Below are 7880 nucleotides of genomic sequence, written 5' to 3' on the forward strand. Positions count from 1 at the left end.
GATTATGAGGATATCGTGGAGAAAGTGTGCAAGGCTTGGAATCGATTCTTGGACAGTACAGATAGAGTTAGCAAGATGTGTACAAGAGAGTGGATTAATCTGACCAGTTAATTTTCCAGATTGGTATGACTTTAATTCGGTGATTAAAACGCGGTGATCCGCTTGAGTATAGGGCTGCGTTGTGTACCAAGGGCACATCATACGTGGCGCAGTTTCTTTGATCTTCTTGTAGTTCGCCATGTCCAAGTTGTTGGTTGTTAGATAGTTTTCCAGTTCCTCAAACATGATGCTGCAGCCAGGATCGCTATTGATGCGGGCATCGTAGCCAATCAGCAACAACGGTTTTTCTCTCTGGGGAGCATCATTAACATACCTCATCAATGCGGCCACTTCTTGGCTAAAACGGTGCCCATACATGTAGTTGGCATCGGGACCGATCACTGCCTCCTGTAACGTTTGTTTGCCGTTGAGGTAATTTTGCCACGCAGCTAGCCCGTCATAGAGGCCTGCTTCAAATGCGATAAAATTTAAATCACCCTCTTCATACAGTGCCTTGGCCATGCGCGCCTTATAGCTGTAGGCCTTGGATCCTTGGTGGGTTCTCTCTCCAACGCTGACGATGTCAATAGCGCGAGTTGCGGAGATGAATTCACTTAAGTCCATGTTATTACTATTTAAATCGGTGCTAAGTAACGCTTGATAGTGAATATCTCCAACCGCCTCTGGTTCAGTGTTATTACAACCGGTGAGGAGAATTAGGCTTACTAGGGCAAATCTATGCATATCTACTCCTTTTTCTTCTATTTCAATCGAGTAGCAGAGGGAAAGATAGGAATAAGAAATTGGGCTGCGAGCGACTGCAAAATAAGAGCTCAAGTGGGTGTGTTTGGGGAGTTAATCGAGCTTACGCGAAGGCTACTTTTAGAAAGGTTTTTCTACGTACAGGGCTGCAGTGAGTTAAACTGTCGGAATCCTAATTGAGATAAATGACGCTGGATGATGGCATGAGAGGAGGAAAAGTGGGGGAAATTTATCTGCTGTTCGCACTGTTACTAACGAGCTTTTTCTCATACGCATCGACCCCTTGGGAAACGGTCTCTACGCCAATCGTGGCAGATGCCCGTGCCATTGGTTCCTACGCAAATGGTTGTCTTATTGGAGCTGTGGCTTTGCCTTTAGAGGGGGAAGGATTTCAAGTAGTTCGTGCTGAAAGAAGGCGCTATTTTGCTCACCCTGACACACAGAACTTTGTGCAGCGCCTTGGCCTGTATGCCAAAGAGACACTGCACGCCAGTTTGATGATTGCCGACGTCGGTCTCCCCCGTGGTGGCCGATTCGCTTATGGGCATGCTAGCCATCAAACGGGATTAGATGTGGATGTCTGGTTAAAACTGAACTCTAGCCCATTAGAGATACAGCGATTGGCTGAGGCAAAGACCGAAAGTCTGGTTGATGTGAAAGCTCAGAACATTGATGAGGCCGTATGGCGTGATGACTACTTTGAACTGGTAAAAAAAGCCGCAGAGGATGAACGTGTGGCGCGTATTTTTATCAATCCGGTGATCAAAGAGCGCCTGTGCGTGATGGAAAAGAGCGACGAGCGAGATTGGCTGCGCAAGGTGCGTCCATGGTGGGGACACAGCGCCCACATGCACGTTCGGCTTAAATGCCCACAAAACAGTGATGAATGTGTCAGTCAGCCGCTGCCACCTGAGGGCGATGGATGCGGTGAAGAGGTGACCAGTTGGCGCATTCGCCCCACACCGCTACCCCAAAAACCATCATCTCCCCCGCCTATGCCAGAGGCGTGTCTGAGAGTGCTTGAAACAGACAGAGCGCCATAAAAGCGCTCTGTGTGATTCTTAGGTAAGTCCCTGAATAATAACGAATTTCTCAAGTAGCTGTGCTTCAGTTTCGATATATGCAGGGTCGGTAATAATGCACTTGGTGATCGGACAAACGGACTGGCAGGTTGGCTTGTCGTAGTGTCCTTTGCATTCCGTACAGAGGTTGGGATCAATTTCAAAGATCTTCTCCCCCATCGAAATCGCACCATTCGGACACTCAGGGTCACACATGTCGCAGTTAATGCATTTATCCGTGATGAGCAGTGCCATAACTACTTACCTGTGGGGTTGCGGGTATCCTGACCGTCATTCAGATTACGCATCAGTAGAGCGTATTGCAGATCTAGCTCGGCAGGTACTGGCACGTAAACAAAGTGACCATTGCCTTTTGCGTCGTCAATGGCTTCACCTTTGCGGTTTTCCATCGCTTCCAATCTGAAAATGACATTACCTTTTGGCGTCATCAGTTCTAAGCTGTCACCCACGATGAACTTGTTCTTCACTTCCACTTCCGCCATATCGCCGCGGCGTTTGCCAGTGAATTCTCCGACAAATTGCTGTGCGTCTGACACTGAGTAGCCGTAGTCGTAATTTTGATAGGCATCGTGGGTGTGGCGGCGAAGAAAACCTTCGGTATAGCCACGGTGCGCCAAGCTTTCCAGTGTGCCCATCAAGCTCTCGTCAAAAGGCTTGCCTGCAACCGCGTCATCGATCGCTTTGCGGTAAACCTGAGCGGTACGCGCACAGTAGTAGAACGATTTAGTGCGGCCTTCGATTTTCAATGAATGCACACCCATTTTCGTCAAACGTTCAACGTGCTGTACGGCACGCAGATCTTTGGAGTTCATGATGTAGGTGCCGTGTTCATCTTCAAATGCGGCCATTTTTTCTTCTGGACGATGGCTTTCAGAGAGCAGTACCACATCGTCAATCGGCTTGCCGCGACCAATGGTGGTCTCAGGGCGCTCTTCCTGTACTTCAATTGCTTGAGCTGCGTTTGGATCGAACTGTTCGACGATCTGGCCAGCATCATCTTCTTTCCCTTGCTCAACTTTGTATTCCCAACGGCAAGCATTGGTGCATGTACCTTGGTTTGGGTCGCGTTTGTTGATGTAGCCGGAGAGCAGGCAACGGCCAGAGTAAGCCATACAAAGAGCGCCGTGAACGAACACTTCCAGTTCGGTTTCAGGGCAATGTTGGCGAATTTCTTCGATCTCTTCGAGTGACAGTTCGCGAGAGACAATCACACGTTCCACGCCATAAGCGGCCCAGAATTTGACGGTTGCCCAGTTGACCGCGTTCGCTTGTACTGACAGGTGAATGGCCATATGCGGAAAGGCTTCTCTCACCATCATAATCAGGCCCGGGTCTGACATGATCAGCGCATCTGGGCCCATATCTACCACAGGTTTGAGATCACGGATGAAGGTTTTAAGTTTGGAGTTGTGTGGCTGAATGTTGCACACCACATAAAACTTCTTACCTTGAGCATGTGCTTCATCGATACCGATTTGCAGATTCTCATGGTTGAATTCGTTGTTACGTACACGCAGGCTGTAGCGAGGTTGTCCGGCGTAAACCGCATCGGCACCGTAGGCAAAAGCATAGCGCATGTTTTTCAAGCTGCCCGCTGGTGACAATAGCTCGGGAACAAAAGGTTTGGTGGATGTCATTGCTCGTTTTCTCTTCTCTCTGATCTCAGGTCAGTCCAATTCCACCAGATGGAATTGGGGCGCAAATTTTACGCTAAATTGTGATCTTTGACTAGGTAAAGGAGAGAAAAACGCCTTCATCAAGAAGGCGTCGAAGAAGCGATTAAGCGTTGGGATGGGGAAGACCACCCAGCGCTTCATACAAGTTAGGTAAGAAGGCCGAGAGCTCACCGCAGAGCAAAGAGAAATCGGCATCAAAACGCGCCGCTTGATCTTCGCGAGGGATATCGTCGTTTTGATCGCGCAATTCATCAGAAAACTTAAAGCGCTTAATGCTACCGTCATCTGCGAGAATGAACTCAAGACGCTGCTGCCAATCGAGGGCAAGTTTGGTCACCATTTTGTCTGCTTCGATGTGGCTGCGGATCTCATCGCTGGTCAATTCTTGCTTTTTACAGCGAATGATTCCGCCATCTTCCAGTACCGATTTGAGCTCGGCTTCGTCCAGCAGAGTAAAGCCTTGCGGCGTTTGACCTGTTTTGACCCATTCGGTGAGTGTCACTTCCACGGCCTTTTCTGGAATAGCCGGAACCACAGGTAAGCTGCCCATGGTTTTACGCAGCAGCGCCAGTACTTCTTCGGCTTTCTTGTAGCTGCTGGCATCGACCAAAATAAACCCTTCTGTAGGCAGAATGAGCACATTGGTGTGGTTGCTGCGGCTAAACGCTCTGGGTAACAAATCGATAATGATCTCTTCTTTTAAGGCGTCCTTCTCTTTTTTCTTCAAAGGACGACCTTCTTGCGCTTCCATCGCTTCCACTTTGGCGTTGAGTGAGTCTTTGATCACTGACGCAGGCAGCATTTTCTCTTCTTTTTTGGCGCAGAGCAGGATGCGGTTCTCTGATACGTGAGTCATCATATCGCCATGTCTGCCCATCGCTGTCACCCAGCCAAATTTCTGTTTGTCTTGACTGCCACAAGGGGTAAAACGGAACTCAGCCAACTGTTTTTCCAGTTGTTCAGCGTTGAAATCTATGTCGCGATTAACGCGGTAGACCATACAGTTTTTAAACCACATAACGTGTCTCTAGGCTAAAAATAAGGGGGCCATAATAGGCAATTTTAGGGCGCTTGTCTTAAGGGAATTTCAAAAATTGATGATGAATTGATAAAGAAAGTTATATGAAAATTTGTTTGCAAAGGTCACAAAAGTGTCATAATTGGCGGTAATAATGCTTACAGTTGCAAAGGGCTAGGGCCTGAAAATTATTCAAACTAACATAAGGTTATTCAATTATGTCTAGAAGGATTCTGGTAGTCGAAGATGAAGCGCCAATCCGAGAAATGTTGTGCTTTGTCTTAGAGCAGAAAGGTTATCAGGCGGTGGAAGCGGAAGATTACGACACTGCGGTAACTAAGCTCGCTGAACCCTTCCCGGATCTGGTTTTACTGGATTGGATGCTACCTGGTGGCAGTGGTATCAACTTTATCAAACATATGAAGCGTGAAGAGCTGACGCGCAATATCCCGGTGGTGATGCTCACCGCGCGTGGTGAAGAAGAAGATAAAGTACGCGGTCTTGAAGTTGGGGCAGACGATTACATTACTAAGCCATTCTCGCCGAAAGAGTTAGTGGCGAGATTAAAAGCAGTGATTCGCCGGGTGACGCCAACAGCTCTCGAAGATGTGATTGACGTACAAGGCTTGAAGTTGGATCCGGTTTCTCATCGTGTTACCGCCAATGATCAGCCCGTCGACATGGGCCCGACGGAATTCAAAATGCTGCATTTCTTCATGACTCACCAAGAGCGGGTTTACAGCCGCGAACAACTGTTGAACAATGTCTGGGGCACCAATGTGTATGTGGAAGATCGCACCGTCGATGTGCATATTCGTCGCTTACGTAAAGCGCTTGAAGACGCTGGACATGACAAGCTGATCCAAACCGTTCGTGGCGCAGGATATCGTTTCTCAACAAAAGCGTAATACCATGTCGGAGTGTTGAGTGGTTGAAAGATTAACGTGGAAAAAGCTGGCTTGGGAGCTGGCTTTTTTTTACACCCCTTGGGTGATCGTAGGATGGATTTTTGGTTCGATGCCGTGGTTGCTGCTGGCTGCCACGGTGTTGCAGCTTGGCTGGCATCTGCATAATCAGGTACGCCTTTCTTCTTGGCTTTGGGATGAAAAACGCCTCACGCCACCATCAGGGAGCGGTCATTGGGAGTCGCTGTTTAATGGCCTGTATCGCTTGCAACAAAGGCAGCGGCGTAAGCGCAAAGAGCTGACCAATTTGATCAGACGCTTTCGCAATGGGGCCGAATCGCTGCCCGATGCGGTAGTGGTGTTTCGCGCCGAAGGCAACATTGTTTGGTGCAACAAACTGGCGCAACATCTGCTCGGTTTTCATTGGCCAGAAGATGCTGGGCAGCCTATTTCCAACTTGATCCGTACACCGGATTTTATTCGTTATCTCAGTAATAAAGATTTCTCTGAGCCGCTAGAAATGCGCGCGCCGCTGAACATTGAGCGCACGCTGGAGCTGCGGATCGTGCCATACACCGAAGGTGAGCATTTGATGGTGGTGCGTGACATCAGCCAACTGAAACAGTTAGAAGGGATGCGCCGCAACTTTTTTGCTAACGTTTCACACGAACTGCGCACGCCAATGACGGTATTGCAAGGCTACTTAGAAATGACGGAAGATCCCGATGTGCTGGCTGGCCCGATGTGGAGCAAAGCACATGGCGTAATGACCGAGCAGCTCAATCGCATGAATAGCTTAGTGAATCAACTGCTGACCTTATCCAAAATCGAGGCTGCGCCGATTCACGAACTGGATCAAGTGGTGCATGTGCCTGCTATGTTGGACGTGCTGGAAAAAGAAGCAGTCAGTTTAAGCGGCGATAAAGCGCATGTGATCAAGTTTGATGTCGACAAGAGCTTAAAAGTGTATGCCGACGAAGACCAACTGCGCAGTGCTATCTCTAATCTGGTCTACAATGCCGTCAAGTACACCCCAGCTGGAGCACATATCGATGTACGTTGGTTCAACACCAGTAAGGGGGCGTGTCTTGAAGTGCAAGACAGTGGCGATGGTATCGAGCCACAACACATTCATCGCTTGACCGAACGTTTTTATCGCGTCGATAAAGCGCGCTCTCGTGACACCGGTGGCAGCGGACTCGGGCTGGCGATCGTCAAGCACGCGCTCTCCCATCATGACTCGCATTTGCAGATCCAAAGCCAAGTGGGGGTGGGCAGTAAATTTTCTTTCGTTCTTCCCAGTAAGTTGGTGGTGAAATGAGAGTGCTATGGAGTTTGACGCTCAGTTTGTCGCTGCTTAGTCCGGCGCAGGCGTTTGATACCCCGCTAGAGGATTATCACAAAGTGCCGGGCGTGTCAGGCAATCTGCTTTCCGTTGGTTCGGACACGCTGGCGGGGATGACGACATTGTGGGTGGAGGAGTTTAAATCACTTTATCCGAACATTAATGCCCAAGTTCAAGCGTCGGGTTCTTCCACAGCGCCACCTGCGCTCACAGAGCAAACGGCGCAGTTTGGGCCGATGAGCCGCCCGATGCGCTTGCGCGAGCTGGAGGCGTTTGAACGCGCTCACGGCTACAAACCCACGGCGTTACGGGTAGCGATTGACGCGATCGGTATTTTTGTTCATCAGGACAACCCGGTTGAAGGGCTCAATTTCCAGCAGCTTGATGCCATTTTTTCGGCCACTTTGCGCTGCGGGGCGAGAGATTTTGCTGGCAACTGGGCAGAGCTGGGGATTGATGCTGAATGGGCCAAGCGCAACATCCAGCTGTTTGGGCGCAACTCAGTCTCCGGTACATATGGCTATTTCAAGAAAAACGCCCTTTGCGGTGGCGATTTCAAAAATCGCGTCAATGAGCAACCGGGCTCCGCTTCTGTGGTTCAATCAGTGGCGTCCACCATCAGCGGTGTAGGCTATTCAGGTGTGGGTTATCGAGTGGCGGGCGTACGCTTAATACCGATAGCTAAAGAGGGAAGGGATTATATTCAACCAACGCGGCAAAATATTGTGACGGGGATTTATCCCTTGTCACGCTATCTGTATGTCTATGTCAATAAACATCCGAGCCGGCCACTTAGCCCGATTGAAGCGGAATTTATCCGTTTTATCTATTCTGCTCAGGGGCAAGCGCTGGTGGAAAAAGATGGCTATGTATCGATTACGCGCGAGTTTGCCAAGAATGAGTTAAGTAAAATTGGTCTGTAGAACGTATCCGCCCCATGAACCCACGGGGCGATATTGTTAGTGTTTGAAGTTCCAAGGCAGGAGTGCATCGATATCAGGTTCCGCTTTCGCTAACTCCTGCATGCACTTGACCATGTAGTCGTAAAGGATA

General features: G+C 49.3%; 7 protein-coding genes and 1 pseudogene. 4 read left to right on the top strand and 4 right to left on the bottom strand.

Translation table 11 applies throughout. The annotated features are described in order from the left end of the window. Window positions 1-783 (bottom strand): annotated as a pseudogene (locus tag UF06_RS03735) (hypothetical protein); the annotation flags it as partial. Between the two features lie 221 nt (window positions 784-1004). Between UF06_RS03735 and mepA the strand changes: the two are divergent. Further along, window positions 1005-1844: a penicillin-insensitive murein endopeptidase gene (mepA, locus tag UF06_RS03745; protein WP_045569253.1), complete on the top strand. Its 840-nt coding sequence runs from the start codon at window positions 1005-1007 to the stop codon at window positions 1842-1844. 18 nt (window positions 1845-1862) lie between these two features. On the opposite strand, the gene UF06_RS03750 is transcribed toward mepA, so the two are convergent. The 3 genes from UF06_RS03750 to rdgC all read right to left on the bottom strand — a co-directional run bounded on the left by UF06_RS03750 (window position 1863) and on the right by rdgC (window position 4577). Continuing rightward, window positions 1863-2117, bottom strand: a complete 255-nt coding sequence (locus UF06_RS03750) for a YfhL family 4Fe-4S dicluster ferredoxin (RefSeq protein WP_045569248.1) — start codon at window positions 2115-2117, stop codon at window positions 1863-1865. Between the two features lie 2 nt (window positions 2118-2119). Further along, complete coding sequence (gene yegQ / locus UF06_RS03755; protein ID WP_045569249.1) at window positions 2120-3520, bottom strand: tRNA 5-hydroxyuridine modification protein YegQ; 1401 nt, start codon at window positions 3518-3520, stop codon at window positions 2120-2122. A gap of 142 nt (window positions 3521-3662) precedes the next feature. Continuing rightward, complete coding sequence (rdgC, locus tag UF06_RS03760; RefSeq protein WP_045569250.1) at window positions 3663-4577, bottom strand: recombination-associated protein RdgC; 915 nt, start codon at window positions 4575-4577, stop codon at window positions 3663-3665. Between the two features lie 218 nt (window positions 4578-4795). On the opposite strand from rdgC, the gene phoB reads away from it, so the two are divergent. Genes phoB through UF06_RS03775 form a run of 3 tightly spaced genes read left to right on the top strand, consistent with a single transcriptional unit; the run spans window position 4796 to window position 7750 of the window. Next, window positions 4796-5485 carry a phosphate regulon transcriptional regulator PhoB gene (phoB, locus tag UF06_RS03765; RefSeq protein ID WP_039424239.1) on the top strand — a complete coding sequence of 230 codons (690 nt, stop codon included), beginning with the start codon at window positions 4796-4798 and terminating at the stop codon, window positions 5483-5485. A 19-nt stretch (window positions 5486-5504) separates the two neighbouring features. Further along, on the top strand, window positions 5505-6803 hold the full coding sequence (phoR, locus tag UF06_RS03770; protein WP_039442291.1) for a phosphate regulon sensor histidine kinase PhoR: 1299 nt from the start codon (window positions 5505-5507) through the stop codon (window positions 6801-6803). Continuing rightward, window positions 6800-7750 carry a phosphate ABC transporter substrate-binding protein gene (locus tag UF06_RS03775; RefSeq protein WP_045569251.1) on the top strand — a complete coding sequence of 317 codons (951 nt, stop codon included), beginning with the start codon at window positions 6800-6802 and terminating at the stop codon, window positions 7748-7750. Before phoR ends, UF06_RS03775 begins: the two co-directional genes overlap by 4 nt. Window positions 7751-7880: the final 130 nt, after the last annotated feature.

It is taken from the genome of Vibrio sp. S234-5 (assembly GCF_000960595.1).
GTDB lineage: Bacteria > Pseudomonadota > Gammaproteobacteria > Enterobacterales > Vibrionaceae > Vibrio.

Coding starts and splice junctions, on each gene's coding strand:
- mepA (WP_045569253.1), top strand. CDS start 1,005: ATGAGAGGAGGAAAAGTGGGGGAAATTTATCTGCTGTTCGCACTGTTA.
- UF06_RS03750 (WP_045569248.1), bottom strand. CDS start 2,117: ATGGCACTGCTCATCACGGATAAATGCATTAACTGCGACATGTGTGAC.
- yegQ (WP_045569249.1), bottom strand. CDS start 3,520: ATGACATCCACCAAACCTTTTGTTCCCGAGCTATTGTCACCAGCGGGC.
- rdgC (WP_045569250.1), bottom strand. CDS start 4,577: ATGTGGTTTAAAAACTGTATGGTCTACCGCGTTAATCGCGACATAGAT.
- phoB (WP_039424239.1), top strand. CDS start 4,796: ATGTCTAGAAGGATTCTGGTAGTCGAAGATGAAGCGCCAATCCGAGAA.
- UF06_RS03775 (WP_045569251.1), top strand. CDS start 6,800: ATGAGAGTGCTATGGAGTTTGACGCTCAGTTTGTCGCTGCTTAGTCCG.